Annotated in this window: 30 protein-coding genes; 20 read left to right on the plus strand and 10 right to left on the minus strand. The window is 67.2% G+C overall.

The window, feature by feature from the left end; all coding sequences use genetic code 11:
- The first annotated feature begins 65 nt into the window (after positions 1-65).
- From purM to FHY50_RS05090, 3 genes are read left to right on the plus strand one after another with little or no spacing between them, the layout of a single operon-like run.
- On the plus strand, positions 66-1,172 hold the full coding sequence (gene purM / locus FHY50_RS05080) for a phosphoribosylformylglycinamidine cyclo-ligase (protein ID WP_140047441.1): 1,107 nt from the start codon (positions 66-68) through the stop codon (positions 1,170-1,172).
- Complete coding sequence (gene purN, locus FHY50_RS05085; RefSeq protein WP_140047442.1) at positions 1,165-1,734, plus strand: phosphoribosylglycinamide formyltransferase; 570 nt, start codon at positions 1,165-1,167, stop codon at positions 1,732-1,734. Before purM ends, purN begins: the two co-directional genes overlap by 8 nt.
- Positions 1,719-2,099 carry an MmcQ/YjbR family DNA-binding protein gene (locus FHY50_RS05090; protein WP_140047443.1) on the plus strand — a complete coding sequence of 127 codons (381 nt, stop codon included), beginning with the start codon at positions 1,719-1,721 and terminating at the stop codon, positions 2,097-2,099. Before purN ends, FHY50_RS05090 begins: the two co-directional genes overlap by 16 nt.
- A gap of 94 nt (positions 2,100-2,193) precedes the next feature.
- On the opposite strand, the gene ndk is transcribed toward FHY50_RS05090, so the two are convergent.
- On the minus strand, positions 2,194-2,616 hold the full coding sequence (gene ndk, locus FHY50_RS05095) for a nucleoside-diphosphate kinase (protein ID WP_140047444.1): 423 nt from the start codon (positions 2,614-2,616) through the stop codon (positions 2,194-2,196).
- Between the two features lie 120 nt (positions 2,617-2,736).
- Here ndk and FHY50_RS05100 point away from each other — a divergent pair, with 120 nt between their 5' ends.
- Genes FHY50_RS05100 through FHY50_RS05125 form a run of 6 tightly spaced genes read left to right on the plus strand, consistent with a single transcriptional unit; the run spans position 2,737 to position 8,102 of the window.
- The gene (locus tag FHY50_RS05100; RefSeq protein WP_140047445.1) at positions 2,737-3,375 is read left to right on the plus strand and encodes a phosphoribosylanthranilate isomerase; all 639 of its coding nucleotides are present in this window, start codon (positions 2,737-2,739) and stop codon (positions 3,373-3,375) included.
- A 39-nt stretch (positions 3,376-3,414) separates the two neighbouring features.
- Positions 3,415-4,644: a tryptophan synthase subunit beta gene (gene trpB / locus FHY50_RS05105; protein WP_140047446.1), complete on the plus strand. Its 1,230-nt coding sequence runs from the start codon at positions 3,415-3,417 to the stop codon at positions 4,642-4,644.
- Positions 4,641-5,438 carry a tryptophan synthase subunit alpha gene (gene trpA / locus FHY50_RS05110; protein ID WP_140047447.1) on the plus strand — a complete coding sequence of 266 codons (798 nt, stop codon included), beginning with the start codon at positions 4,641-4,643 and terminating at the stop codon, positions 5,436-5,438. The genes trpB and trpA overlap by 4 nt, the downstream gene beginning before the upstream one ends.
- On the plus strand, positions 5,435-6,295 hold the full coding sequence (accD, locus tag FHY50_RS05115) for an acetyl-CoA carboxylase, carboxyltransferase subunit beta (protein ID WP_140047448.1): 861 nt from the start codon (positions 5,435-5,437) through the stop codon (positions 6,293-6,295). Before trpA ends, accD begins: the two co-directional genes overlap by 4 nt.
- 13 nt (positions 6,296-6,308) lie before the next feature.
- Positions 6,309-7,616 carry a bifunctional folylpolyglutamate synthase/dihydrofolate synthase gene (locus FHY50_RS05120; RefSeq protein ID WP_140047449.1) on the plus strand — a complete coding sequence of 436 codons (1,308 nt, stop codon included), beginning with the start codon at positions 6,309-6,311 and terminating at the stop codon, positions 7,614-7,616.
- A 30-nt stretch (positions 7,617-7,646) separates the two neighbouring features.
- Positions 7,647-8,102: a DUF6628 family protein gene (locus FHY50_RS05125; RefSeq protein WP_244935298.1), complete on the plus strand. Its 456-nt coding sequence runs from the start codon at positions 7,647-7,649 to the stop codon at positions 8,100-8,102.
- Here the strand turns inward: FHY50_RS05125 and FHY50_RS05130 are convergent.
- The 4 genes from FHY50_RS05130 to mutM form a co-directional block, all read right to left on the minus strand.
- A complete protein-coding gene (locus FHY50_RS05130; RefSeq protein WP_140047450.1) occupies positions 8,099-9,442 on the minus strand; it encodes an AmpG family muropeptide MFS transporter in 1,344 nt (447 codons plus the stop codon). The genes FHY50_RS05125 and FHY50_RS05130 overlap by 4 nt on opposite strands.
- 131 nt (positions 9,443-9,573) lie before the next feature.
- Complete coding sequence (gene dnaA, locus FHY50_RS05135; RefSeq protein ID WP_140047451.1) at positions 9,574-10,977, minus strand: chromosomal replication initiator protein DnaA; 1,404 nt, start codon at positions 10,975-10,977, stop codon at positions 9,574-9,576.
- Between the two features lie 431 nt (positions 10,978-11,408).
- Complete coding sequence (gene rpsT, locus FHY50_RS05140) at positions 11,409-11,672, minus strand: 30S ribosomal protein S20 (RefSeq protein ID WP_140047452.1); 264 nt, start codon at positions 11,670-11,672, stop codon at positions 11,409-11,411.
- Positions 11,673-11,773: 101 nt separating this feature from the next.
- Entirely contained in the window at positions 11,774-12,586 is an 813-nt protein-coding gene (mutM, locus tag FHY50_RS05145) for a bifunctional DNA-formamidopyrimidine glycosylase/DNA-(apurinic or apyrimidinic site) lyase (protein WP_140047453.1), read from the minus strand.
- 92 nt (positions 12,587-12,678) lie between these two features.
- Between mutM and FHY50_RS05150 the strand changes: the two genes are divergently transcribed.
- Genes FHY50_RS05150 through FHY50_RS05190 form a run of 9 tightly spaced genes read left to right on the plus strand, consistent with a single transcriptional unit; the run spans position 12,679 to position 19,893 of the window.
- The gene (locus FHY50_RS05150; RefSeq protein WP_140047454.1) at positions 12,679-13,410 is read left to right on the plus strand and encodes a class I SAM-dependent methyltransferase; all 732 of its coding nucleotides are present in this window, start codon (positions 12,679-12,681) and stop codon (positions 13,408-13,410) included.
- Positions 13,407-14,942, plus strand: coding sequence for a 2-polyprenylphenol 6-hydroxylase (ubiB, locus tag FHY50_RS05155; RefSeq protein WP_140047455.1), 1,536 nt, complete (start codon positions 13,407-13,409; stop codon positions 14,940-14,942). The genes FHY50_RS05150 and ubiB overlap by 4 nt, the downstream gene beginning before the upstream one ends.
- A complete protein-coding gene (locus FHY50_RS05160; RefSeq protein ID WP_140047456.1) occupies positions 14,939-16,066 on the plus strand; it encodes a DUF2079 domain-containing protein in 1,128 nt (375 codons plus the stop codon). The genes ubiB and FHY50_RS05160 overlap by 4 nt, the downstream gene beginning before the upstream one ends.
- Entirely contained in the window at positions 16,063-17,241 is a 1,179-nt protein-coding gene (coaBC, locus tag FHY50_RS05165; protein WP_140047457.1) for a bifunctional phosphopantothenoylcysteine decarboxylase/phosphopantothenate--cysteine ligase CoaBC, read from the plus strand. The genes FHY50_RS05160 and coaBC overlap by 4 nt, the downstream gene beginning before the upstream one ends.
- Positions 17,228-17,980 carry an alpha/beta hydrolase family protein gene (locus FHY50_RS05170; protein ID WP_243846730.1) on the plus strand — a complete coding sequence of 251 codons (753 nt, stop codon included), beginning with the start codon at positions 17,228-17,230 and terminating at the stop codon, positions 17,978-17,980. Before coaBC ends, FHY50_RS05170 begins: the two co-directional genes overlap by 14 nt.
- The gene (dut, locus tag FHY50_RS05175; protein WP_140047458.1) at positions 17,977-18,423 is read left to right on the plus strand and encodes a dUTP diphosphatase; all 447 of its coding nucleotides are present in this window, start codon (positions 17,977-17,979) and stop codon (positions 18,421-18,423) included. Before FHY50_RS05170 ends, dut begins: the two co-directional genes overlap by 4 nt.
- Positions 18,420-18,821: a hypothetical protein gene (locus FHY50_RS05180; protein WP_140047459.1), complete on the plus strand. Its 402-nt coding sequence runs from the start codon at positions 18,420-18,422 to the stop codon at positions 18,819-18,821. Before dut ends, FHY50_RS05180 begins: the two co-directional genes overlap by 4 nt.
- Positions 18,818-19,576 carry a HesA/MoeB/ThiF family protein gene (locus FHY50_RS05185; RefSeq protein ID WP_140047460.1) on the plus strand — a complete coding sequence of 253 codons (759 nt, stop codon included), beginning with the start codon at positions 18,818-18,820 and terminating at the stop codon, positions 19,574-19,576. The genes FHY50_RS05180 and FHY50_RS05185 overlap by 4 nt, the downstream gene beginning before the upstream one ends.
- Complete coding sequence (locus tag FHY50_RS05190; RefSeq protein ID WP_208402892.1) at positions 19,573-19,893, plus strand: DsrE family protein; 321 nt, start codon at positions 19,573-19,575, stop codon at positions 19,891-19,893. The genes FHY50_RS05185 and FHY50_RS05190 overlap by 4 nt, the downstream gene beginning before the upstream one ends.
- 20 nt (positions 19,894-19,913) lie before the next feature.
- Here the strand turns inward: FHY50_RS05190 and FHY50_RS05195 are convergent, their stop codons facing one another.
- Positions 19,914-20,357 (minus strand): (deoxy)nucleoside triphosphate pyrophosphohydrolase, encoded by a 444-nt coding sequence (locus FHY50_RS05195; protein WP_140047461.1) that lies wholly within the window; start codon positions 20,355-20,357, stop codon positions 19,914-19,916.
- Between the two features lie 13 nt (positions 20,358-20,370).
- On the opposite strand from FHY50_RS05195, the gene FHY50_RS05200 reads away from it, so the two are divergent.
- Complete coding sequence (locus FHY50_RS05200) at positions 20,371-20,577, plus strand: Flp family type IVb pilin (protein WP_140047462.1); 207 nt, start codon at positions 20,371-20,373, stop codon at positions 20,575-20,577.
- Positions 20,578-20,699: 122 nt separating this feature from the next.
- Positions 20,700-20,873, plus strand: a complete 174-nt coding sequence (locus tag FHY50_RS05205; RefSeq protein WP_140047463.1) for a Flp family type IVb pilin — start codon at positions 20,700-20,702, stop codon at positions 20,871-20,873.
- Between the two features lie 63 nt (positions 20,874-20,936).
- Here FHY50_RS05205 and FHY50_RS05210 read toward each other — a convergent pair whose 3' ends face one another.
- From FHY50_RS05210 to FHY50_RS14170, 4 genes are read right to left on the minus strand one after another with little or no spacing between them, the layout of a single operon-like run.
- Positions 20,937-21,884 (minus strand): acetyl-CoA carboxylase carboxyltransferase subunit alpha, encoded by a 948-nt coding sequence (locus FHY50_RS05210; RefSeq protein ID WP_140047464.1) that lies wholly within the window; start codon positions 21,882-21,884, stop codon positions 20,937-20,939.
- Between the two features lie 12 nt (positions 21,885-21,896).
- Positions 21,897-22,802, minus strand: a complete 906-nt coding sequence (locus tag FHY50_RS05215; protein WP_280524716.1) for a tyrosine recombinase — start codon at positions 22,800-22,802, stop codon at positions 21,897-21,899.
- Positions 22,799-24,622 (minus strand): hypothetical protein, encoded by a 1,824-nt coding sequence (locus tag FHY50_RS05220; RefSeq protein WP_140047465.1) that lies wholly within the window; start codon positions 24,620-24,622, stop codon positions 22,799-22,801. Before FHY50_RS05220 ends, FHY50_RS05215 begins: the two co-directional genes overlap by 4 nt.
- Entirely contained in the window at positions 24,603-24,740 is a 138-nt protein-coding gene (locus FHY50_RS14170) for a hypothetical protein (protein ID WP_166745510.1), read from the minus strand. The genes FHY50_RS05220 and FHY50_RS14170 overlap by 20 nt, the downstream gene beginning before the upstream one ends.
- Positions 24,741-24,808 lie beyond the last annotated feature (68 nt).

The raw sequence follows: 24,808 nt of genomic DNA on the forward strand, positions 1-24,808 counted from the left end.
GGTCGTCGCCCTTCTGGCGAAGCGGGCGTGGAAATCCAAGCGCGAAACGACTAGGCGCTTGGCGCATGAGCGAAGAACCGACGGGCACGCGCCCCTATACCTATGCCCAGGCCGGCGTCTCGATCGACGCGGGCAACGCGCTGGTCCGCGCGATCGCGCCGCTGGCCCGTGCCACGCGCAGGCCTGGAGCGGATGCCGACCTTGGCGGCTTTGGCGGTGTGTTCGACCTAAAGGCCGCAGGTTTCGTCGATCCGCTGCTGGTGGCGGCGAATGACGGTGTCGGCACAAAGTTGAAGTTGGCGATCGAGCATGCCGCGCATGACGGGGTGGGTATCGACCTGGTCGCAATGTGCGCCAACGATCTTGTCGTGCAGGGCGCCGAGCCGCTGTTCTTCCTGGATTATTACGCCAGCGGAAAGCTCGATCGCGCGGTGGCCGAGCAGGTCATCGCCTCGATCGCCGAGGGGTGCCGCATCGCCGGGTGCGCGCTGATCGGCGGCGAGACGGCCGAGATGCCCGGAATGTATGCGCCGGGCGATTATGATCTCGCGGGCTTCTGCGTGGGTGCGGTCGAGCGCGAGCGGTTGCTCGACGGATCGCGCATCGCGGCGGGCGACGTCATCTTGGGGATGGCGTCGTCGGGAGTGCATTCCAACGGCTTTTCGCTGGTCCGCCGCCTCGCCGCCGACAAGGGCTGGAAACTCGATCGCCCGGCGCTGTTCGATCACGAGGTCCGGCTGATCGATGCGCTGATGGCACCGACGCGGATCTATGTGCGCAGCCTGCTCCCTCTGCTGCGCACCGGTCGCATCCACGGCCTCGCACATATCACCGGCGGCGGACTGCTGGAGAACATCCCCCGGGTGCTGCCAAGGGGCTGCCACGCCCGGATCGACGCCGATGCGTGGCCGCAACCCCGGCTGATGGCGTTTCTGCAGGCACAAGGCGCAATCGAGCCCGAAGAGATGGCGCGAACCTTCAATTGCGGAATCGGAATGGCGGTGGTGGTGCCGCATCACGACGCCGAAGCGGTGCGGCTGGCGCTCGAGGATGCCGGGGAAACGGTATTCGCGATCGGTGACGTCGTTGCCGGGGAACGCGGTTGTACCGTCACCGGGTCCGACGAAGCCTGGGGCGCTCGCAGCGCCTGGCAGGCCGTGCATCATGGCTAAGCGCCGCGTCGGCATCCTGATTTCGGGCCGGGGCAGCAACATGGCAGCGCTGGTCGAGGCTTCGCGCGCGTCCGACAGTCCGTACGAAGTGGTGATCGTGGCGTCTGACAATCCTGACGCGCCCGGACTGCGCTGGGCGCAGGAGGCCGGGATCATGACCTTCGCGATCGCCGCGAAGGGAATGCCCAAGCAGCAGTATGAAGCGGCGATCGAGACCGCGCTCCTCGGACGCGAGGTCGAGGCGATCGCGCTGGCGGGCTATATGCGCTTGCTCTCGGACGACTTCGTCGCGCGCTGGCGCGGACGCATCGTCAACATCCACCCGTCGCTGCTGCCGAACTACAAGGGCCTCGACACGCATGCCCGGGCCATCGCCGCGGGTGATGCGATCGCCGGGGCATCGGTGCATCTCGTGACGGAGGAGCTAGACGGCGGCAGCGTGCTCGGCCGAGCCGAGGTTGCGATCGAGCCCGACGACACGCCCGACACGCTGGCCGCGCGTGTGCTTGCCGCGGAACATGAACTCTACCCGCTGGTTCTGGCGCAATGGCTCTCGCACTAGATCCGCAGGCCGCGCTCGACAGCGTTCGCGCCGCCGCGCAGGCGCTTCCCGAAACCGGCGAGAAGATCTCGCACGGCATTCCGGCGTTCGAAGTGGCGGGCAGGATGTTCGCCTATTTCCGCCACGACCATCATGGCGACGGCCGCACGGTGGTCTGCGTCAAGACGAGCGGACGCGAGGAGCAGGACCTGCTGATCGAGGCCGATCCCGACCTCTATTCCTGGCCCGCCTATATCGGCCCGTCGGGCTGGATCGCGATGGCGATCGGGCAGCCCGATACCGAATGGGCGCATGTCGAGGACCGCATCGCGCGCAGCTGGGAATTGGCCGCACCCAAGCGATTGCTGGAGGCGGGCGGGCGGTAGATCCCGTCCGTTCCCCCGAGCAAAGCCGAGGCCCCCCAGCATCTCGCTTCGTCCGGAAACGTGCCTCGACTACGCTCGACACGAACGGAAGAAATTATCCCACGATCTCTTCGGGCTTGAAGAAGAAATCGATCTCGATCCGGGCATTTTCTTCGCTGTCCGACCCGTGAACCGAATTCGCCTCGATCGATTCGGCCAGTTCCTTGCGGATCGTGCCGGGCTCGGCATTGGCAGGGTTGGTCGCGCCCATGATGTCGCGATTGGCCTGCACCGCATTCTCGCCTTCGAGCACCTGGACGACCACCGGGCCGGAGATCATGAAATCGACCAGCTCTCCAAAGAAGGGACGTTCCTTGTGGACGGCATAGAAGCCTTCGGCCTGCTCGCGCGTCATGTGAATGCGCTTGGAAGCGACGACGCGCAGCCCCGCCTCCTCCAGCATCTTGGTGACCGCGCCGGTCAGGTTGCGGCGGGTGGCATCGGGCTTGATGATCGAAAAGGTCCGGGTCGCGGCCATGCCGTGCGGCTCCTGTAGGTTCGGTTGTGGAAAGTCGCGCTCCCCTAGGCGGGCGCGCGCGGCGATGCAAGCGGAGCGCCATGGCTTGCGTTCGGCGCGGACCTGCCCGACATGCGCCCAATGCCGACCACAGCAAAGATTTGCGGCCTGTCGACGCCAGACACGCTTGGCGCGGCGATCCGCGGCGGGGCAAGTCATGTCGGATTCGTGTTCTTCGCGCCCTCACCGCGCAACCTGGGATTCGACCGCGCCGCGCAGCTCGCGGCGCTGGTGCCGCAGAATGTCGGCAAGGTCGGGGTCTTCGTCGATCCCGATGACGCCTTGGTCGAAGCGGCATGCGCAGCGGGCCGGCTCAATGCGCTGCAGCTGCATGCCACCGCGCCCGAACGCGTCGCGGCGATCCGCGAGCGGCATGGCCGCGAGATATGGGTCGCGGTAGCGGTCCGCCGCCGCGCCGACCTCGATACGGCGGCAGGCTATCGCGGGATTGCCGACCGCATCCTGTACGACGCCAAGACCCCGGAGGGATCGGCGTTGCCCGGCGGAATGGGGCTGCGGTTCGACTGGAATTTGCTGGCCGATTTTCGCCACCCGTTGCCTTGGGCGCTGTCCGGCGGGCTCGATGCCGCAAGTGTCGGCGACGCGATCCGCCAGACCGGCGCGCCGATCGTCGATATATCGTCGGGGGTCGAACGGACGCCCGGCGACAAGGATGCGGGCAAGATCGCGGAGTTCCTTGCCGCCGTCGCCGCGGCCTGACCCCTTCCCACGCCGCCCTCGCATGCTAAAGCCCACGCCATGAACGCCCCCAACAGCTTTCGCACCCAGCCCGACGAGCGCGGCCATTTCGGCGCCTATGGGGGCCGCTATGTCGCCGAGACGCTAATGCCGCTCGTCCTCGACCTGGAGCGCGAATATCGCGCGGCCAAGCAGGACCCGGCGTTCCAGGCGCAGTTCGACGACCTGCTCGAACATTATGTCGGGCGCCCAAGTCCGCTTTATTATGCGGAGCGGCTGACCGAGGCGCTGCGCGAGAATGCCCCGGACGGCATGGGCGCCGAAATCTGGTTCAAGCGCGATGAGCTCAACCATACCGGCGCGCACAAGATCAACAATTGCATCGGCCAGATCCTGCTGGCGATGCGCATGGGCAAAACCCGGATCATCGCCGAGACCGGCGCCGGCCAGCATGGCGTCGCCACCGCCACCGTCGCCGCCCGCTTCGGCATCCCGTGCGTCATCTACATGGGCGCGCGCGACATGGAGCGGCAGGCGCCGAACGTGTTCCGCATGAAACTGCTCGGCGCCGAGGTGGTCGGTGTAACGAGCGGCGCGCGCACGTTGAAGGACGCGATGAACGAGGCGCTGCGCGACTGGGTCGCGAACGTCCACGATACCTTTTACATTATCGGCACCGCGGCAGGGCCGCATCCCTATCCCGAGCTCGTCCGCGATTTCCAAAGCGTGATCGGGCGCGAGGCACGCGAACAGATGCTCGGCCGCACCGGCAAACTGCCCGACCTGCTGGTCGCGGCGATCGGCGGCGGATCGAACGCGATCGGGCTGTTCCACCCGTTCCTCGACGATGCCGACGTGGCGATGCTGGGCGTCGAGGCGGCGGGGCATGGCTTGAACGACCTCCACGCGGCCAGCCTGGCGGGCGGATCGCCGGGCGTGCTGCATGGCAACAAGACCTATCTGCTGCAGGACGAAGACGGCCAGATCGCCGAAGCGCATTCGATCTCAGCTGGGCTGGACTATCCCGGCATCGGTCCCGAACATGCCTGGCTGAAAGACATCGGCCGCGTCGAATATACCAGCGTCACCGACACCGAAGCGCTCGACGCCTTCCAGCTGCTGTGCCGCACCGAAGGCATCATCCCCGCGCTCGAACCAGCCCATGCCATCGCCGCGGTCGCGGCCCGCGCCCGGACGATGCCGCGCGACAAGGTGATCCTGGCCAACCTGTGCGGGCGCGGCGACAAGGACATCTTCACCGTGGCCGAAGCGCTCGGAGTGGCGATGTGACTCGGCTGTCCGCAGCGTTCGGCAAAGGCCGAGCGGCGCTCGTCGCCTTCGTCACCGCGGGCGACCCCACCCCTGCCGCCACCCCCGCCATCCTCGACGCGCTCGTTGCGGGGGGCGCGGACGTGATCGAACTGGGCATGCCGTTCACGGATCCGATGGCGGACGGCCCGGCGATCCAGGCGGCGAACCTGCGCAGCCTGGGCGCCGGCACGACCGCCGCCGACATTCTGTCGATCGCCAAGGGATTTCGCGCGCGCCATCCAAACACGCCTTTGGTGCTGATGGGCTATGCCAACCCGATGTTGCGGCGCGGACCGGAGTGGTTCGCCGCTGCCGCACGCGATGCGGGAGTCGACGGCGTGATCTGTGTCGATATTCCGCCCGAAGAGGACGATGCCCTCGGCCCTGCCCTGCGCGCCGCGGCCATCGCGCCGATCCGCCTCGCCACCCCGACCACCGACGCGGCGCGGCTGCCCGCAGTCCTCGATGGCGCGGCAGGCTTCGTCTATTATGTTTCGGTCGCCGGGATCACGGGCAAGCAGCAGGCGGCGCAGGCATCGATCGATGACGCGGTCGCGCGGCTAAAGGCCAGCACCGACCTGCCGATCGCAGTCGGGTTCGGCATCCGCACGCCCGAGCAGGCGGCGGGCATCGGCCGCGTCGCCGATGGCGTCGTCGTCGGTTCGGCTATCGTCGAACTGGTCGCACAGCATGGCGCCGATGCCGCAGAGCCGGTTCGCGCCTATATCCAATCGCTACGCATGGCGCTGGGCGCCGCAAGGGAAATCGCATGAGCTGGTTGAACCGCGTCCGCAACGCCATCGCCTCGGTCGTTCCGACCACCAAGGAGACGCCCGATAATCTTTGGCACAAGTGCAAGGGCTGCGGGCAAATGGTGTTCATGAAGGAATTCGAGGAGAATCTTCACGTCTGCCCGCTGTGCCAGCACCATGATCGCATCGGCCCCAAGCAGCGCTTCGCGCAACTGTTCGACGATGGCAGCTGCAAGCTCGTCCCGGCGCCGCGGGTCAGCGACGATCCGCTGAAATTCCGCGATTCGAAGCGCTATGTCGACCGGCTCAAGGCGGCACGCGCCGACACTGGCGACCAGGACGCGTTCGTCAATGCGCGCGGCACGATCCTCGGCCGCCGCGCGACGATCGGCGTTCAGAACTTCGCGTTCATGGGCGGTTCGATGGGTCAGGCGGTCGGCGAGGCGTTCATCGCCGGGGTCGAGGCCGCGATCGCCGCGCGCACGCCCTACATCGTGTTCACCGCCAGCGGCGGCGCGCGGATGCAGGAGGGCATCCTCAGCCTGATGCAGATGCCGCGCAGCACCGTCGCGATCCAAATGCTGCACGACGCCGGGCTGCCATATATCGTCGTGCTCACCGACCCGACTTCGGGCGGGGTGATGGCCGCCTATGCCATGCTCGGCGACGTCCAGATCGCCGAGCCGAAGGCGACGCTGGCGTTTACCGGACGCCGCGTGATCGAGAGCACGATCCGCGAGAAACTGCCCGAGGATTTTCAGACTTCCGAATATTATCGCGACCACGGCCTGATCGACATGGTGGTCGATCGCCACGACCTGAAAGCGACGCTGGCGCAGCTGATCGGCTATCTCTGCGCCGCCCGCGCTGCCGCCTGACCTCCGTCGCCGCATGGACCATGCGCGATCGTCGGACCCTGCGGTCCAGGCGCAGCTCGACCGGCTGAGCGCGCTCGGGCCGGGGGCGGACATTTTGGGCCTCGATCGCATCACCCGGCTGCTCGCGCGGCTCGGCGATCCGCATCGCGCGCTGCCGCCGCTCTTCCATGTCGCCGGAACCAACGGCAAGGGATCGACCTGTGCGTTCCTGCGCGCCGCGTTCGAAGCCGACGGAAAGCGCGTTCATGTCTATACCAGCCCCCATCTGGTGCGCTTCAACGAACGCATCCGGATCGCCGGGTCGCTGATCGACGACGCTGCGCTGGCGCCGCTGCTCGAGGAAGTGCTCGATCGCGGAGGGGACATCGGCGCGAGCTTCTTCGAGGTGACGACTGCGGCCGCCTTCCTCGCATTCGCGAGAACGCCTGCCGCTGCCTGCATCGTCGAGGTCGGGCTCGGCGGAAGGCTGGACGCCACCAATGTGGTGTCCGACCCGGCGGTGTGCGGAATTGCGCAACTCGGTGTCGATCACGAAGCATTTCTGGGCAGCGATATCGTCGGGATCGCGCGGGAAAAGGCTGGGATCGCCAAGCCCAGCCGCCCGCTAGTGACGATGGCGTATCCGGCAGCGCTGCGCGCCGCGATCGCACAGGTAGCTGGCGAGGCGGCGGTGGTTGCCGCGCCCGATGCGTGGGATATCGATACGCAGGGCAACGCAGCGCGGTACCGCGATGCGCAAGGGGCGCTCGGCGTTCCCCTGCCCTCCCTTCCCGGTGCGCACCAGCTCGGCAATTACGGCCTCGCCATCGCGATGCTGCGGCATCAGGACCGCCTACCGGTATCGGACGCCGCCATCGTTGCCGCGGCGACCGCCGTGCGCTGGCCGGCGCGGATGCAGCGACTGTCCGCCGGACCGCTCACCCGGCTGCTGCCGCCGGGGAGCTTCGTGTGGCTCGACGGCGGCCATAACCCGGCCGCCGGTGCTGCGATCGCCGAGGGGCTGGCTGGTGATCGGCGACGCCCGCTCCACCTCATCCTCGGCATGCTGGCCAACAAGGACCCGGCCGGGCTGCTTGCCCCGATCGCACCCCACGTCGCCAGCTTGACCGCGGTACCGATCCCCGGTCATGCGCATCACGCTCCGCAACGCCTGGCGGCGATTGCCCGCCAGCTTGAAATCGCCACCGCACGCACCGCCGGAGATGTCGAGCAGGCGCTGAAGACCATCGGCGCGGAGGAAACGGATGGAGACGTGCTGATCCTCGGGTCGCTGTACCTTGCGGGCACCGTGCTTGCCGGCAATGATGAACTGCCCGACTGAAAACTATTGAGATTGACTATCAATAGCGAAGTGGCAAGACTGCTCCGCATGACGCAGCACCCTTCCCCGACTCGCTTCTTCAGCCAGAGCCTCACGATGCTTCAGCCCGCCGATCCGGCGCGGCGACTCCTGCTGTTCGCGATCCGCCAGATCGGCGCGCACGGGCTTCAGGAAGCCAGCGCCGCACAGGCGATGCTGACCGCGTTCGGCAAGGATTTCCGCCGTCCGCTGGTGCTGATGCGCACCTTCATGTTCGATATGTCGCAGGCCGCGGCCAACCCGATCCAGATCGCGCCGTGGTGCTGCTACCGAATGACCGGTGGCGAGGCGACGCTGCTCGACATTCTTGGCCGGATCGAGCGCGAGCCGGAAATCGCGGCGATGCTGCTCGCCGACCTGATCGGCGTGCGCGATGCCGACTCGGTCGCGGTCACGGCGAACCTGCTCGCAAGCGCGTTCCGCGATCTCGGCCTGCCGATCGACTAGCCGGGCTGCGGCCCGCCTTCGGCATTGCCCTCGCCTTCGACCCCGGCCGAGCCGATCGAGCGATCAACCATTCCGGAAACCATCATCCAAAAGAACAAGGCGATACCCGGTACCGCCGCGAGTGTGGTGAGCAGGTAGAAATTGACATAGCCGATCGCCTCGATCAGCCCGCCCGCAGTGGTTCCGGTGACGAAACGCCCGACGATACTCGCCGCTGCCGAGATCAGCGCGTATTGGAAAGCGGTGAAGCGCAGATCACACAGCGCCGAGAAATAGGCGACCACGACCACTCCGCCGAAACCGCTGGCAAAATTCTCGAACGCCATCGACGCGGCCATTCCCCAGTTCGAATGCCCGACCGACGCGAGAGCCGCAAAGCTCAGGTTCGACACCGCCATCAGCACCAGGCTGAGCAGCACCGAGCGCTTCATCCCCATCTTCGCATAGAGGATACCCCCGACGAAGATGCCGACCAGATAGGCGACGAACCCAAACCACACGTCGTAGATCGCGATCTCGTCGTTGCTGAATCCCAGATCGTCGAACAGCAGCCGCAGCGTCAGATTGGCGAGCGTATCGCCGATCTTGTGGACGAGGATGAACAGCAGCACGACCAGCGCTCCCTCGCGGGAAAAGAACTGGGCGAACGGGCTCCACACGGCGTTGACGGCGCGCGCCAGCCCCTTGCGCACCATGGGATCGCGGCGGCGCTTGGGTTCGCCCACGATCAGGCCCGCGAGCATCGCCGGCAGTGCGAACAGCGCGCAGGCGATATAGGCTGCTTCCCACCCGACCCTGGCGGCGAGGATCAGCGCGAGGCCCCCGGCCGTCACCGACCCGATCCGCCAGCCATATTGCGACATGCCGGATCCCACGCCGAGCTGGCGCGGCTCGAGGATCTCGATGCGATAGGCGTCGATGACGATGTCGAATGTCGCACCGGCAACGGCGACCAGGATCGTCGCGATCACCGTCCACCAGATGTCCTGCGTCGGCTCTGCCAGAGCCAGATTGGCAACCGCCGCCATCACCAGCACGCCGGACAGCAGCAGCCAAGACACGCGCTGGCCCAGCCTCCCCAGGAACGGCAACCGGACGCCGTCGACCGCCCATGCCCATAGCCATTTGAAGTTGTAGACGAGGAACGCGAGGCTGAACGCGGTGATCGTCGATTTCTCGATACCGTCCTGCGCCAGCCGCGTGGTCAGCGTCGATGCGATCATCGCGAACGGAAAGCCGGAGGAGATGCCCAGTGCCAGCGCCGCCAGCGGGGCCTTTTCGAGATACGGGCGGATGCTCGCTGCCCAGTCGCTCCGCACCTCCCCGCCTGCTTCGGTCATTCGTCTTGGTCCTCTACGCCACTCGCCGTCGTGGCATAGCGCAAAACTGCGGGCTGCATAGACCGGCTATGGACGGCGGTCGCTCGTGGGCAGCCGCCCGGCGCCTTCGCAGCAGGTAATCCGCTGTTGGCTCAACCCTCGAGCTGCATCAGCAGCGAGCGCACCGCTCCGTCGATCTCGACATCCTTGGTACGCAGATCCTCGATCCGCTTGACCGCGTGGATCACCGTCGAATGATCGCGATTGCCGAACTTTCGGCCGATCTCGGGCAGCGAGCGCGTGGTTAGCCGCTTGGCGAGGTACATCGCGATCTGGCGCGGGCGCGCGATCGCGACGGCGCGGCGGTCGGAGACGAGATCGAGCTGCTTGACCTCGAAATGGCTCGACACCGCTTTCTGTATCTCGTCGATGGTGATGCGCCGCTGGGTGCCGCGCAGCATGTCGCCAAGTGTCGCCAGCGCGAAATCCATCGTCACCGGCGAACCGATCAGTTGCGCATAGGCGACCAGGCGATTTAGCGCGCCTTCGAGTTCGCGGATGCTGCTCGAAATCCGCGTCGCCAGCAGGTCGAGCACCTCGGCGGGAACGCGCGCACCCGGCATCGCTGCGCATTTGGCGGCGAGGATCGCGCGGCGCAGCGCCAGTTCGGGCGCTCGAATATCGGCGACGAGCCCCGAACCCAGGCGTCCGACCAGCCGGCTCTCGACGCCTTCCAGCGCCTGCGGGCTGCGATCGCATGCGATCACCAGCCTCTTGCCCATCGTCATGAACTCGTTGACGGTATGGAAACACTCTTCCTGCGTCGAATCCTTGCCGGCGATGAATTGCAGGTCGTCGATCATCAGCATGTCGACGCTGCGCAGCCGCGCCTTGAACGCATAGGTGTCGCGTGCGCGCACCGCCTGCACGAACTCGAACATGAAGCGCTCGGCAGGCATGTAGATCGCACTGGCGTTCGGCGACGACGCCAGGAACGCATGGCCGATGGCGTGCATCAGATGCGTCTTGCCGAGCCCGGTCTGCGAATGGAGGTACAGCGGGCTGAACTGCGGCGCGCCCGGTTCAGCGAGCTTGCGCGCGGCGTTGAACGCGACCTGATTCGACTGGTCGGTGACGAAGCTGTCAAAGGTGAAGCGCGGGTCGAATGCGTAGCGCTCGCGCGGCGAGACCGCCGCGCCCGGCACCGTTGCCCCCTCGGCAGGCGTTGCAGCCGCCTTGAGCTCGGGAGCGGCGGTATCGAGCGTCCGGCGCACGCGCGAATCGGTCAGCGTCTCGATCGATACGCGGACGACGCCCGGCACCTGCGCGCGGAATTCGTGGAACAGCCGGTCGGCGAAATGACTGCGGACATAGTTGGTCATGAACGCCGAGGGCAGACCGATGCGGATGAGGTCGGGTTCGCTGTCGTCGATCAGCACGGCCGGTTCGAGCCACTGGTCGAACACGCGCGGGCCCGGAGAGACACGCAGGTTCTTGCGGACCTGGCCCCATGCGGCATCGAGCGTCGTGCGCCGGGACTGTTCTTCGTCGTTCACGCGAACACACCTCTCCCACGGCGAAACCAGTGGCTTCGCCCCCCGGTCGTCTCTCAGCCGAAGACCCCCTGAAACCGAATCGAATGCGCCCTGAAGCGCATCGCTACGGTCGATCCGGCGCGTCGGACGATGCGCCGGGAAGGACTGTTTAGAAACCGGATGGGGATTCGATCAAGGGCCGCAGGTGTAAACAATCTGAAATAAACAATGTTGACTCGCCTCCCCCCAAGGAAACGCGTCGGATATCTTACAAACCTTTGATTTAGCTGCGATTATTGCCCCGCGCTTTCGGGAACGCGGCACCGACTCGCGGCTTCCTGCGCGGTTGATCCAAGTTGCCTTTTCGTTCCGGACAGACGCAAAAACAAACCCCGCCGGAATGCCCGGCGGGGTTGCTGTTCGATCGTTACCGACCCGTCAACCTTGAGCGATCAGCCCAGCGCGACGAGGCGCTTCGTCAACCGCGAAAATTTCCGCGAAGCGGTGTTCCGGTGGACCACACCCTTGGCGACGCCGCGCGCCAGCTCCGGCTGCACCGCCGCGAGCGCCAGCGTCGCCGCATCCTTGTCACCCGATTCGAGCGCGGCTTCCGCCTTCTTGACGAAGGTCCGAATACGGCCGACGCGTGCGCCGTTGATCTCTGCGCGACGGTCGTTGCGCCGAATGCGCTTTTTCGCCTGTGGCGTATTCGCCATGCCTGGTCCAAGTCCCTATCAATGCTGGATGGGCGCGGAGAACAGGTCGCAGCGCCCGGGAAAGCGCGGCCATTAGCGGCTTGGACGGGTTCGGTCAACCATCAACGCTGGCAGGTTCGGCACCAAAAGGTTGACCGCCCGCCTTGCGCGATCCGTGCGATCGATGCGCCGCACGCACACGGCTCTCCCTCGCGTCCGTAGACGAGGAACTGCTTGGAGAAATAGCCGAGCTCGCCATCGGGGCGGGCATAGTCGCGCAATGTCGATCCCCCGGCCTCGATCGCCGAGAGCAGCACCGCACGAACGGCGTCGGCCAGCGCTCCGAGCCGCTTGACCGAAATCCCTCCAGCAGGGCGGATCGGTGCGATCCCGGCCATATGCAGCGCTTCGCAGACATAGATATTGCCGAGACCTGCGACGATCCGTTGATCGAGCAGCAGCGTCTTGATCGGCGCGGTGCGGCCTTCGAAGGCCATTGCCAGATGCGCGCCGTCGAAATCGCCCGAGAGCGGCTCGGGGCCGAGTGCGGCAAAGGGCGGCCATGCTGCGACCTGCGCCGTCGCCATGAGATCGAGCGAGCCGAATCGCCGCGCATCGTTGAGGGCTAGGCGCCGCCCCGCCTCTGTCTCGATCACCACATGATCGTGCGGCAGCAGCGTTTCCGGATCGACTCGCCAGCGTCCCGACATGCCTAGGTGAAAGATCAGCGTATCGCCGCGGTCGGTGTCGATCAGGCCGTATTTGGCTCGCCGGCGAACGTCCGTCACAACCGCGCCGGTCAACCGCTGGCCGAGGTCCACCGGAAAGGCCCGGCGCAGATCGGGACGCCGAACCAGGATCGACGCGATGCGCTGCTGCGCGAGCACCGGGCGCAGCCCGCGGACGGTGGTCTCGACTTCGGGAAGTTCGGGCATGAAGATTTCCAGCTAGGCAGCGTTTGCTCCCCCCACAAGCCTTGGCTAAGGCCGGGCGACCAACCATCTTGGGGTGGAGATCAGGGGCTTTCATGACCGACACCGTATCCTTCGGCTATCAGGACGTGGCCCCTGAGGAAAAGACGCGCCGCGTCGGCGAGGTGTTCGCCAATGTCGCGGCGAGCTACGATCGCATGAACGACGCGATGTCGGGCGGGCTGCACCGGATCTGGAAGGACGTGTTCGTCAAGCGGGTCAAGCCGCGGACTGGCGAAACCATTCTCGACATGGCCGGCGGGACCGGCGACATCGCGTTCCGGATGGAGCCTTCAGGCGCGGCGATCACGGTCGCCGACATCAATCCCGCCATGCTCGAGGTCGGCATGCAGCGCGCGGCGGCGCGCGGCATCGACGGACTGGTCTGGACGGAGGCCAATGCCGAGACGCTGCAATTCCCCGACCGGTTCTTCGATGCCTATACGATCGCGTTCGGTATCCGCAACGTGACCGACATTCCCAAGGCGCTGCGCGAAGCGCACCGCGTACTCAGGCGCGGCGGGCGCTTCTTCTGCCTCGAATTCTCGACCACCCTGTGGCCCGGCTTCGACACCATCTATGATCGCTACTCGCACCATCTGGTGCCCAAGCTCGGCAAATGGATCGCCGACGACGAGGAAAGCTACCGCTATCTCGTCGAATCGATCCGCCGTTTTCCCGACATGGCGACATTCGAATCGATGATCGGCGATGCCGGCTTCGTCCAGACCCGCGTCGAGCCGATGCTGGGCGGATTGGTCGCCATTCATAGCGGCTGGAAGATTTGACCGCTCCCGCCGTCCATTTCTGGCGCCTGCTCAAATGGGGTCGCATCCTCGCGCGCCACGGTGCGCTGCGCGGGATCGAGCGCAATCCCAACACGCCGCCCGCAGTGCGCCGCATCGTCCGCATTGCGCGGTTCGGCGCGCGCGTCCCAAAGCAGCCCGCCTACGCCGACGCGTTCCAGGCGATCGGCCCGGCGGCGATCAAGCTGGGCCAGACGCTGGCGACGCGGCCCGATATCGTCGGGGAGGAAGCGGCGCGCGACCTGCTGCGGCTGCAGGATACTTTGCCGCCTGTCCCCTATGCGGTGATCTGCGAGGCGATGAAGGCGAGCTTCGGCAAGCCGCTCGAGACCATGTTCGCGTCGATCGACGAAGTGCCGATCGGTGCCGCGTCGATCGCGCAGGTCCATGCCGCGATCACCACCGACGGACGCAAGGTCGCGATCAAGGTGATCCGCCCGGGCGTGGAGGCGGAATTCCTGTCGGCGATCGACACCTATGAATGGGCCGCCGCGCAGATTGAGCAGATGGGCGGCGAGATTGCCCGGCTGCGACCGCGCCTCACGATCGAGACGTTCAAGCGCTGGACGCTGCGCGAACTCGATCTCAGGCGCGAAGCTGCCTCAGCATCCGAACTGCTTGACGCGATGCAGGCCGAACCGGATTTCACCGTGCCGACGATCGACTGGGCGCGCACCACCGGCCGTGTGCTGACGCTCGAATGGGTCGATGGCATCAAGCTCTCGAACCGCGCCGCGCTGATCGAAGCCGGGCATGATCTGCCGGCGCTGTCGCAGAAACTGGTCAAGGCGTTCCTGCGCCAGGCGATCGCGGAAGGCTTCTTTCACGCCGACATGCACCAGGGCAATCTGTTCGCGCTGGCCGATGGGCGGATTGCGGCGATTGATTTCGGAATCATGGGCCGGATCGACCGGCGCGCGCGCGTGTGGCTGGCGGAAATCCTCTACGGCCTGATCACCGGCGACTATCGCCGCGTCGCCGAGATTCATTTCGAAGCCGGCTATGTTCCCGCGCACCACAATGTCGCCGAGTTCGCGACCGCGCTGCGCGCCGTCGGCGAGCCGGTGCGCGGCGTGCCGGTCAAGGACATGTCGGTCGGCACGATGCTCGATTCGCTGTTCAACATCACCCGCGATTTCGACATGCAGACGCAGCCGCACCTGCTGCTCCTGCAAAAGACGATGGTGATGGTCGAGGGTGTGGCCACCAGCCTCGATCCCGACGTCAATCTGTGGGAAGTCGGCGCGCCGTTCATCGGCGAATGGATCCGCACCGAACTGGGCCCGGAAGCGGCGATCGCCGACCGGCTGGTCGAAGACCTGCGGACGTTCGCGCGGCTGCCGCAGCTGATTCGCAACATCGAACGCGCCTATCCCAACCCCGGCGGAGCACCCCCCGCCCCCCCGCTGCGCGAAATCGAGGTCGTGCGCGTCGGCGGCGGCTGGCGCTATGCCGCCGTGGCGGTGGCAAGCGCGGGCATCTCCGCCGCGGCAATCCTGCTGGCCACCGGATGATCGACCTGCCCCCGCCTCCGCCTCGCGGCGACGCCCCGCTGTGGCTGGCGCGGCCGACCCGGTTTGCCCGGCTGTCGCCGCGCACGGCCCTGGCAGCAGTGTTCGTGGTAGCGATGCTGCTCGCGATCGCGGTGGCCACCGCAGACATCGACATGACCGCGTCCGCATCGGTCGGCGCTGGCGACATGACCGATCTGATCCTGTACCAGACGATTATCGAGGGCGTCCGCGTCGGGGACAATTACTACCCGGTCGCGGTCGATGCACTGCGGGCCGGAAGTTTTCCGCTGCGCCCGTTCCTTACCTTCCGCCTGCCTACCCTTGCCGTGATGCTGGCGACGCTTTCGCCCGTCATCGTGCCGCTGCTGCAATGGGCATTGGCCGCGGCGGTCGCGGGCGCCTGGCTGTGGCGGCTGCGCCCGGCGCTGCCCCGACCGCCTGCGCGGATCGTTGCCGCGATCCTCATCGCGGGCGGAATGGTGGTGTTCGTCGATAGCGACCTTGCCGCATTCCACGAATTATGGGCGGCAATGCTAGTGGCACTGTCATTGGCGCTGCGCCGACAGGATCGCTGGATCGAGGCGGTCGCATTTGCGCTGATGGCAATGCTGGTGCGCGAGACGGCCGCACTGTTCGTGGTCATCATGGGCGCGCTCGCCTGGCTCGAAGGCGCTCGCCGCGAAGCCGCCGGCTGGGGCGCGGCGCTGGCAGTGTTCGCGATCGTTATCGGCTTTCATGCGGCAGCGGTGGGCGCGGTGACGAGCCCGCTTGATGCCGCGTCGCCCGGATGGTCGGGGCTGCACGGCTTCGGACTGTTCGTCCGGTCCGTGACGCTGGCGACCGCATTGCAGGCCCTGCCGTTGGCGCTGGCGGCGATGCTCGTGGCACTGGCGCTGCTTGGCTGGGCGGCGTGGGATGATCCGATCGCACTGCGCGCGTTGGCGACCTTCAGCGGATATGCAGCGCTGATCGGCGTGTTCGGGCGGATCGACACCTTTTACTGGGGGCTGATGGTGGCACCCATATTGCTCGTCGGCCTGGTCTTCGTTCCCGACGCTGCACGCGATCTGGCGCGCCGTGCGCTCGACAGGCGGCGGGTGCGTGTGGTTAGGACGCCGGGATGAAGCGCATCCTCCTGATCGTCGGTGGCGGCATTGCGGCGTACAAGGCGTGCGAGCTGATCCGGCTGCTGCGCCGCGCGGACATCGCCGTGCGCTGCGTGCTGACCGACGGTGGAGCAAAGTTCGTTACGCCAATGACGCTAGCGGCGCTCAGCGAGACGCCGGTGCATACCAGCCTATGGGATCTGAAGGACGAGGCGGAGATGGGCCATATCCAGCTCAGCCGCGAGGCCGATCTGGTCGTCGTGGCCCCCGCCACCGCCAACCTGCTGGCACGCATGGCGGCGGGGATCGCCGACGATCTCGCAACGACGCTGCTGCTCGCTACCGACAAACTGGTGCTGGCGGCACCCGCGATGAACGTGCGCATGTGGCAGCACGCCGCGACGCGCCGCAACGTCGCGCAGCTTCGCGGCGACGGCGTCACCGTGCTCGAACCCGACGAGGGCGCGATGGCGTGCGGCGAATATGGTCCGGGCCGTCTGCCCGAACCCGAAGCGATCTTCGCTGCCATCGAGGATGCGCTGCGCCCCGGCGAACGCCGTCTGGCCGGCAGACACATCGTCGTGACCGCCGGTCCGACGCATGAGCCGATCGACACGGTGCGGTATATCGCCAATCGATCGTCGGGGCGGCAGGGTTTCGCGATCGCGCGGGCGCTGGCGGCGCAGGGCGCGCGCGTCACACTGGTCGCCGGTCCCGTCGCGCTCGCCACGCCGGCCGGGGTTGCGCGGATCGATGTCGAAACCGCGCTCCAAATGCGCGACGCCGTGAACGCGGCGATGCCGGCGGACTGCGCGGTGATGGTCGCCGCGGTCGCCGACTGGCGCAGCGCCGATCCGGCGACGAACAAGCTCAAGAAGGACATCGGCGCGCCCGACCTGACGTTGGTCGCGAATCCCGATATCCTCGCCGAACTCGCGGTGCATCCGAACCGTCCGCAGCTGCTGATCGGTTTCGCCGCCGAAACCGACCGGGTCGTCGAACATGCGGTTGCGAAACGGCAGCGCAAGCAGGCGGACTGGATCGTCGCCAACGACGTGTCGGGCGACGTGATGGGAGGGGAGGAAAACGCTGTTCACCTGGTCACCCCCGAAGGTGTCGAGACCTGGGCGCGGGCACGCAAGGATGCGATCGCCAGGCGGCTCGCCGATCGGATCGCCGATGCGCTGGGCTAATTCGGCGCTTGCCGCGCTGCTGCTGCTTGGCGGTTGCGCGCAGCTGCCCGGACCGGGGCGATCCGCCGCGACTCCGCTGCCGATCGAGGTCTATGGCCCGAAGCGCGGGTCCGACGTGCGAACTGTCGTCGCCATCGTCGACGGTGGCGACGGCATGAATGCCGAACGCTCCGCCTTCGCGCGCAATGCGTCGCAGCAGCTGCCCGACAGCGCCGCCGTTACCATCCTTCCCCCGATCGCCGGCGGCGGCAGCGAGGAGACGCTGTCGATCGGGCGCATCCGGGCGATCGGCGCGACACTGGCGGTGCTGCGCCAGCGCTATCCCTCAGCCAGGCTCGTCTTGCTCGGCGACGCCACTGGGGCGGCGCTGGCCGCCGATGTAGCGGGGACGCACCACGCGCTGATCGACGGGCTGGTGCTGCTGTCCTGCCCTTGCACCTTGCCCGAATGGCGCGAGCATAATGGCGGCACCGTATCGACCGGCGCGCCCGACCTCGATCCGCTACTGACCGCGGGAGGCATCGAGCCCGACATGCGGGCCGCCATTCTGGTCGGCGCTTCCGACGAGCGCACCCCGGTGCGCTTTTCGCGTGCCTATGCCGAAGCACTGGCACTGCGCGGGATCGCCACCGATTTCCGCGTCTTGCCGGGTCAGACCCACGATATCCTCGGCGCCCCCGAGACGCTCGATGCGGTGCGACGCATTGTCGCATCGCTCAGCGGACTACAGCCGACATGACGGCGCCGATCACGATCGCACTGCAGCGCCTGCCGCATGGCGAAGGATTGCCGCTGCCGCGCTACGCAACCAGCGGGGCGGCCGGGATGGACATCGTCGCCGCCGAGGATCTCGACCTGGCGCCGGGTGCGCGCCGTGCAGTCGCGTCCGGCTTCGCGATCGCAATTCCTTCAGGGTATGAAGTCCAGGTGCGGCCGCGTTCCGGGCTCGCGCTTAAGCACGGCATCACTTGCCTCAACACCCCGGGAACGATCGACAGCGACTATCGCGGCGAAGTGAAGGTCATCCTCGCCAATCTGGGGGCCGATCCGTTTGCCATCCGCCGCGGCGATCGCATCGCGCAGCTCGTGCCTGCCCCAGTCCAGCGTGCGGTGCTGACAGAGGTCGCCGCGCTCGACGAAACCGAGCGCGGTGCAGACGGCTTCGGATCGACCGGACAATGATCGCGGCGCTCGCCCTGATGTTCGAAGCGGCGCAATTGATCGCGCCGGGGCGTCAGTCGGTAATCGACTGGCGCGCACTGCCGATGCTACCGTATCGCCAGGCACCCACGTTGCCACCCGCGGTTCATGATTATGTCGCACGCGAGACCGCAATCCGAGCCTGTCCGGTAACCCGGCGCGCCGACGGACAGGCGACGGTGCAGGCCGATGTCGCGGTGCTGGTCGGCGAAGACGGAGCGATCCGCGTGATCATTCCGCGCGCGATTGACTGCCCGACCGTCGAACAGTTCGCCGTCGGCTTCGTCAAGAGCAGCGCCCGCGACAACCTGCGCGCGCAAAGTCTGCGCAGCGAGGGCGGCTGGTATCGCGCCACCTTGGTCTTCAATTGGCGCGAGTGACCCTCAGCGACGATCAGCTTGAGCGCTATGCACGGCATATCGTGCTCAAGGAGATCGGTGCCGCGGGCCAGAGGGCGCTGCTGGAAGCCCATGTCGCGATCGTCGGTGCGGGCGGTATCGGCGCACCGGTGCTGCAATATCTCGCCGCGGCAGGGATCGGCCGGATCACGCTGATCGATGACGACCGGGTCGAGACGTCCAACCTCCAGCGGCAAATCGTGTTCGGGACGGGCGACATCGGACGCCCGAAAGTCGCCGCGGCAAGCGAAGCCATCGCGCGCCAGGCGCCCGACACCGCGATCACTGCGGTGGCCGAGCGCATCGGCACGGCCAACGCCGCGGCGCTGCTCGCGGGCGCCGACGTGATCGTCGATGGCACCGACAATTTCGCGACGCGCCTGGCGGTCGCCGACGCGGCGCTGGCGCTGCGCATCCCCCTGGTTGCCGCCGCGGTCGGGGAGTTCGAAGGCCAGATCGGCGTGTTTCGCGGGTGGGAGCCAGCGCTGCCCTGTTACCGCTGCTGGGTGGGCGATGCCCCCGAACGGCCCGATGTCAGCTGCGCGGCCTCCGGCGTGCTGGGCGCGCTGACCGGTGTGGTGGGCAGTCTCGCAGCGATCGAGACGATTCGCGCGCTCGTGCCATTCGGTGAAGACCCGGCGGGAACGATACTCCTCTGTGACCTGCTGGCGCTGCGCTTTCGCACGATCGCCCTGCCCGCCGACCCGGGCTGCCGCGCATGCGGCGGATCGCGATGAGCGGCCTGACGATCCTGATCATCAGTGCCGACCGCGAGCGGGGGCATGCTGCACTGCTGACCGCGCTCGCCGCCGCAGCGCTCGGCACTTCGGTGCGCATGTTCTTTCAGGGCCATTCGGTACGCCTGCTCCAGCCCGGGGCCGAGCTGACGCCGCTGCTCGCAGAGACGAAAGCGGCCGGCGTGAAGCTGGTCGCCTGCCAGACAGGCCTGGCCGATGCGCGCGTCCCCTTCGACGCGCTGATCGAGGGTGTCGAACCGGGCGGGCTTGTAAGCATGCTCGCGGACGGTCCTCACGACCGGCTGCTTGCCTTCTGACGCGGCACCCGGCCCTTGTCCTAGACCAGCGCCTCCAGCAACCCGATCAGAGGGCGGTCGGCCGGCGGCATGTCCAAGCGGTGCAGCGCCACCGGGCGATGCCATGCCAGCGCACTGGCTGCCAGCGGTTGCGGCTGTCCCGACCATTTGCGGCAGACATATAGCAACAGCACCAGATGTCCGTCCGCGCCGGTCGCCCGGCTCGCAAAGATCGCCGGGGCAAGGCAGGATTGCTCGACATCGAGCGCCAGTTCCTCGGACAGTTCGCGGATCAGTGCCGCTTCCGGCGCTTCGTGGCGCTCGACCTTGCCGCCGGGAAACTCCCATAAGCCGGCATGCGCCTTTCCGGGCGGCCGCTGCTGCACCAGCGCCCGTCCGTCGGCGTCGATCAGCGCGGCTGCCACCACCAGCGAAATCTTGACCGGGGCGGTCCGCGGCAGCGGTTCGTTAACGCTTTTGCTCATAGAAAGGCGACCCATGACCGGGGAAGATTCCACCGTGCGACCAGAACGCCCCCGCCTGCCCGCGATCCTGCGCGATCGCAAGGGCGCGACCGCCGTCGAATACGGCCTCATCGTCGCACTGATCGTGATCGCCATCATTGCCAGCATTCAGGGCGTCGCAAGCGCGACGATCGGCATGTGGGACGATGTCGATACCAAGGTCACCGAAGCGACGACCTGACCGCCGAGAAAAACGTCGGTCCTTAAACCTTTTCTCAACCAGCACGGCGCTACGCATGGCGTGCTGGTCGGGAGCTCCCGGTTCAGCCGGGTAACGAAGCAGTTGGATCGATGGAGACCGGAATGACTCAGATTCGCAAGATTATTGGTAACAAGAAGGGCGCCACCGCAATCGAGTACGGCCTGATCGCCGCACTGATCGCAGTCGCCGCAATCGCCGCCATGCAGGGCCTCGGCACCAACCTGAAGAACACGTTCAACAACGTGTCGTCGAACATGGTTGTGACGGGCGGCTAATCTCGACGTCGAATGGGAAAGCGGGCGTCGGAGGCAACTCCGGCGCCCGTCCGCTTTGGGGGATCAGACGCGGCCCATCTTGAGGAACTTGCTACGTCGGTCGCGCCGAAGCGCGTCCGCGGACAGCGGCTCCAGCGCGGCCAGTTCCGCCTCGATCGCATCGCCCAGCGCGGCGATAGCCGCGGCAGGATCGCGATGCGCTCCGCCCAGCGGCTCGCGCACGATCGCGTCGATCACGCCCAGCGCCTTCAGATCCTGCGCGGTAACCTTCATCGCTTCCGCCGCATCGGCGGCCTTGTCGGCGGTGCGCCACAGGATCGACGCGCAGCCTTCGGGCGAGATCACCGAATAGACCGCATGTTCCAGCATCAGCACGCGGTTGCCGCTGGCCAGCGCGATTGCGCCGCCTGATCCGCCCTCGCCCAGGATCGAGGCAATCAGCGGCACGCCCAGCGCCAGGGATTGCTCGGTCGAGCGGGCGATCGCCTCGGCCTGCCCGCGCTCCTCGGCCTGGACGCCCGGAAACGCGCCCGAAGTGTCCACCAGCGTCACCACCGGCAGCCCGAAGCGGTCGGCGAGCTGCATCAACCGGATAGCCTTGCGATAGCCCTCGGGCTTGCCCATGCCGAAATTATGCTTGAGCCGCGTCGCGGTATCGCTGCCCTTTTCGTGCCCGATCACCATCACCCGCCGCCCGCGCAACGTGCCGAGTCCGCCCAGGATCGCCTGGTCGTCGGCAAAAGCGCGATCTCCGCCCAGCGGCAGGAAATCGTCGATCAAGGCGGTGACGTAATCGAGGAAATGCGGGCGTTCGGGATGCCGGGCGACCTGCGTCTTCTGCCATGGCGTCAGCCGAAGGTAGGTATCGCGCAGCATCTTGTCGGACTTGACCTGCAGCTTGCCGACCTCGGCATCGATGTCCATCGCGCCGCCGTTGGCGGTTTCGCGCAGTTCATCGATCCGGCCCTGAAGCTCGGCGATCGGCTTTTCGAAATCGAGAAAGGTTGCCATCAGGCCGGTCGGTTAGGGCCGCTGCGCCAGCGCGTCAACGAGCGGGTGACGCTGGTTGACCAGCTCGACCAGATGGCGGCCGTCGACATGGGTGTAGATTTCGGTGGTGGCGATGTCGGCATGACCCAGCATCGCTTGCAATGCCCGCAGATCGGCTCCGCCTTCGAGCAGGTGCGTGGCAAAGGCATGGCGCAGGACGTGCGGGCTGACCCGCGCCGGATCGATCCCGGCCGCGGCGGCCAGCGCCTTGACGATCTGGTAGAGACGAACCCGGCTGAGATGCGCTTTTCCCGAAGGAAACAGCCACGGTTTTTCTTCGGGCACATGCATGCGCCAAGCCGCGACGGCCGCGCGCGCACGGTCGGAGATCGGCACCAGCCGCTCGCGCCCACCCTTGCCGCGCAGGATCACGAACGGGCGGTCGGGGGCGATCGCGTTTCGGGGCAGGCTGACCAGTTCGGTGGCGCGCAGGCCCGACCCGTAGAGCAGTTCGATCAACGCTGCGGCCCGCAGGTCGAGCGGATCGGCAGGAACTCGCGCGATTCGCTCGGCAATCGCCGCGAACAGCCCGTCGATCTCGGCATGCGACAGGATGCGGGGCAGACCCCGCTCCGATCCCGGCCGCGGCAGCGCGCGGGACGGGTCGTCGCCGCGAAATCCCTCATCGCACAGAAAAGCGTAGAAGCGCCGCAGCGCTGCCGCCTTGCGCGCTACCGTCGCGCGTGAAAGCGCCAGCCACTGTTCCGCAAGCGCCGCAATCGCCGCGGCGTCGGCCTGAACCAGTTCGCCCGACAATGCCTGCGACGCGAGTGCGAGGTCGCTGCGATACGCTGCGATCGTGTTCGCCGACGCTCCCGCTTCGGCAGCCATCATTTCCAGGAACCGGTCGATCAGTTCGCGGTCCCCGCCCGCGGTCACAGCCCGCTCAACGCCTCGGCCGCGATCATTCGCGCGGCGCCCTCGCGCCCGACCGCGCGCAAAGCGGCGGTGATGTGGAACAGCGTGGCGGGAGCCACCCCTGCCCAGCCCGGCGTCTGCATGCCGGTGGCGGCAAGCAGGATGACGGTGCCCGCTTCGCCGCGCTGCGCCGCCTGCGCGATCGCGCGGGTCCAGGCATTCTGATCTCCGATCGGCACGTCGAGCGAGTCGGCGAGCCCCTCGATCGAGCCTTCGTCGATCCGAGCGAGCCCCGCCACGCCGGCAAAGAACAGCTGGCGTCGGCGCTCGGACCACTGATCGTCGCCGCCGCTATAGCCGCGGACATCGCTGGCATCGTAGGGTTGCGAGCGCGAGGCATCGCTCAGCGCGATCAGCGCCCAGGCGGTGCCCGACGCCGGCACCAGCGGTGCCCATCGCGCTGCCGCGGTGTCGAGACCGGCAGTCAGCATCGCCGCCACCAGCCGGTCGGCATCGGCGAGCGACGCCTCGTTCGGTACGATGCGCGCCGCCGCACGCGCGGTCAGGATCAGCCGCGCCGCGCGTTCCAGCGGATCACCGCTGTCCCCCCACAGGCCGCGCAATACTTCCAGACGTCCGGCGGCGGTGTTGTCGGTATAGGCCGCGCGAAGATCGCGCGCGAGCGACACCTCCGCAGCGCCCGAATCGTCCGATTGCTCGACCGCGCCGTACAGATCGACCAGCGCGAGGTTCGATAGCACGCCGCGCGCCGCGGCATATTCGGCCGGGGCAAGCCGCTCGTGCGGAAGCAATTGCGGCGCCTGCGCCTGCCATGCGCGCACCTGGGGTCGTACCGTGCCAATCAGCGATGCCGGAATCTCGACCCCGGTCGCGGTCGCCAGGCCATAGCGCCATGCGTCGAGTTGATCGATGCCGTCCCATTCGATCGTCACCGCCCGGCGGCCACCGGCACCCGCGCCAAGCACCTTCTCAGCCAGATCGACATCGATCCCCTCGCGGTTGCGATTGGCGCGGCGCGCCTGGTCGATCAGCCGGCCCGCCTCGCGCGGCCTGCCTTCCAACCCGGCGCACATCGCCTGGGCCATGACCCAGCCGCGCTCGTTCGACACGCGCATCGCGCCATCGACCAGCGGGCACATCGCCGCGGGATCGGCGGTGGCGAGCGCGACCTGCATTGCCACTTGGTACATTTTAGGCGTGTAGTTCTCGGTATCGACCGATTGCACGACGTCGCGCGCGGCAACCGATTCGCCCATACGCAGCAGCAGCCATGCCCGTTCGGCCGCGAAATCGGCGCCGTTGACGTTCGATGGCGTATCGACGCGGGAGAGCAAGGCGCGCCGCAGCACGATCGACAGCCAGCGCGAGGCGATCGGCATTCCGGTGCGGCGCATCAATGTCGTCAGGAAGCGCCCGTCGCTGCGCCCGAACCCGTCCGCCGCGATCCCGTCGCTGTCGGTTCCGATCGCACCGACCCGGTCGAGCGAGCGCCGCGCATAATCGGGCAATTCATATTGCGCGAGCACTTCGGGGTCGATCGGCGTTGGCGTGCCGCTGGGGGTCGGCGTCGGGGTCGGACTCGGCGTGGGCGATGCCGTGCTGCTGGGCGGCAGCGGCTGCACGGTGCCCGGTGCCGGCCTCGCCGGACGCGGAGCGGCGGCCGGCGGCGGCGGAGCTACCGGATCGCCGAACCCTTCGGGCAACAGCGATTCGGGTGCGTCCTGATCCTGGACCAGTGCATGTCCCACCACCGGCACGGCGACGCTGGCAATCGCGACGGCTAGCGCCGCCAGCGCGATCTCAGCTCGAAAGATTTTCAAGCGCGACCGCCTTCTCGACTGGAACCGCTGGTTGTTCGGTCGCCTGCTGCGACAGCAGGAACATGCCGCCGACGATGGCGACCAGCACGACGATGAGGATGACGATGGAGCGTGACATGATGGCGTTGGGAAATCCCGTGTGATGAAAGCGCCCGCGCCTTTTGCCCGACGCACCCTTGCGCTGTA

The sequence above is a fragment of the Sphingomonas japonica genome (assembly GCF_006346325.1).
In the GTDB taxonomy this organism is placed as follows: domain Bacteria; phylum Pseudomonadota; class Alphaproteobacteria; order Sphingomonadales; family Sphingomonadaceae; genus Sphingomonas; species Sphingomonas japonica.

Bases quoted from the DNA above. Each gene is read 5' to 3' on its own strand.
- purM (WP_140047441.1), top strand. From the start codon at position 66: ATGAGCGAAGAACCGACGGGCACGCGCCCCTATACCTATGCCCAGGCC.
- purN (WP_140047442.1), top strand. From the start codon at position 1,165: ATGGCTAAGCGCCGCGTCGGCATCCTGATTTCGGGCCGGGGCAGCAAC.
- FHY50_RS05090 (WP_140047443.1), top strand. From the start codon at position 1,719: ATGGCTCTCGCACTAGATCCGCAGGCCGCGCTCGACAGCGTTCGCGCC.
- ndk (WP_140047444.1), bottom strand. From the start codon at position 2,616: ATGGCCGCGACCCGGACCTTTTCGATCATCAAGCCCGATGCCACCCGC.
- FHY50_RS05100 (WP_140047445.1), top strand. From the start codon at position 2,737: ATGCCGACCACAGCAAAGATTTGCGGCCTGTCGACGCCAGACACGCTT.
- trpB (WP_140047446.1), top strand. From the start codon at position 3,415: ATGAACGCCCCCAACAGCTTTCGCACCCAGCCCGACGAGCGCGGCCAT.
- accD (WP_140047448.1), top strand. From the start codon at position 5,435: ATGAGCTGGTTGAACCGCGTCCGCAACGCCATCGCCTCGGTCGTTCCG.
- FHY50_RS05120 (WP_140047449.1), top strand. From the start codon at position 6,309: ATGGACCATGCGCGATCGTCGGACCCTGCGGTCCAGGCGCAGCTCGAC.
- FHY50_RS05130 (WP_140047450.1), bottom strand. From the start codon at position 9,442: ATGACCGAAGCAGGCGGGGAGGTGCGGAGCGACTGGGCAGCGAGCATC.
- rpsT (WP_140047452.1), bottom strand. From the start codon at position 11,672: ATGGCGAATACGCCACAGGCGAAAAAGCGCATTCGGCGCAACGACCGT.
- mutM (WP_140047453.1), bottom strand. From the start codon at position 12,586: ATGCCCGAACTTCCCGAAGTCGAGACCACCGTCCGCGGGCTGCGCCCG.
- FHY50_RS05150 (WP_140047454.1), top strand. From the start codon at position 12,679: ATGACCGACACCGTATCCTTCGGCTATCAGGACGTGGCCCCTGAGGAA.
- FHY50_RS05160 (WP_140047456.1), top strand. From the start codon at position 14,939: ATGATCGACCTGCCCCCGCCTCCGCCTCGCGGCGACGCCCCGCTGTGG.
- coaBC (WP_140047457.1), top strand. From the start codon at position 16,063: ATGAAGCGCATCCTCCTGATCGTCGGTGGCGGCATTGCGGCGTACAAG.
- FHY50_RS05170 (WP_243846730.1), top strand. From the start codon at position 17,228: ATGCGCTGGGCTAATTCGGCGCTTGCCGCGCTGCTGCTGCTTGGCGGT.
- dut (WP_140047458.1), top strand. From the start codon at position 17,977: ATGACGGCGCCGATCACGATCGCACTGCAGCGCCTGCCGCATGGCGAA.
- FHY50_RS05180 (WP_140047459.1), top strand. From the start codon at position 18,420: ATGATCGCGGCGCTCGCCCTGATGTTCGAAGCGGCGCAATTGATCGCG.
- FHY50_RS05190 (WP_208402892.1), top strand. From the start codon at position 19,573: ATGAGCGGCCTGACGATCCTGATCATCAGTGCCGACCGCGAGCGGGGG.
- FHY50_RS05195 (WP_140047461.1), bottom strand. From the start codon at position 20,357: ATGAGCAAAAGCGTTAACGAACCGCTGCCGCGGACCGCCCCGGTCAAG.
- FHY50_RS05200 (WP_140047462.1), top strand. From the start codon at position 20,371: ATGACCGGGGAAGATTCCACCGTGCGACCAGAACGCCCCCGCCTGCCC.
- FHY50_RS05205 (WP_140047463.1), top strand. From the start codon at position 20,700: ATGACTCAGATTCGCAAGATTATTGGTAACAAGAAGGGCGCCACCGCA.
- FHY50_RS05210 (WP_140047464.1), bottom strand. From the start codon at position 21,884: ATGGCAACCTTTCTCGATTTCGAAAAGCCGATCGCCGAGCTTCAGGGC.
- FHY50_RS14170 (WP_166745510.1), bottom strand. From the start codon at position 24,740: ATGTCACGCTCCATCGTCATCCTCATCGTCGTGCTGGTCGCCATCGTC.